The following is a 276-nucleotide window of genomic DNA, read 5'->3' as shown; positions in this document are numbered from 1 at the left end:
TCGAAGACGTTTTCTCAATCCAAGGCCGTGGTACTGTTGTAACTGGTCGTGTTGAAGCTGGTATCATCAACGTAAATGACGAAGTTGAAATCGTTGGTATCAAAGAGACGACTAAGTCTACTTGTACTGGTGTTGAAATGTTCCGTAAGCTTCTTGACGAAGGTCGTGCTGGCGAAAATATCGGCGCACTTCTACGTGGTACTAAGCGTGAAGACGTTGAACGTGGTCAAGTACTAGCTAAGCCTGGTTCAATCAACCCACATACTACATTCACTT

The 276-nt window shown here is 44.6% G+C and carries 1 protein-coding gene; it reads left to right on the top strand.

Features of this window, described 5'->3' with window-relative positions; translation table 11 throughout:
• On the top strand, positions 1-276 hold a 276-nt coding region (locus tag DC53_RS0120885; protein WP_033032373.1), incomplete at both ends, for an EF-Tu/IF-2/RF-3 family GTPase.

Source organism: Pseudoalteromonas fuliginea, assembly GCF_000690055.1.
In the GTDB taxonomy this organism is placed as follows: domain Bacteria; phylum Pseudomonadota; class Gammaproteobacteria; order Enterobacterales; family Alteromonadaceae; genus Pseudoalteromonas; species Pseudoalteromonas fuliginea.
This window is presented reverse-complemented; position numbering and strand designations above follow the sequence as displayed.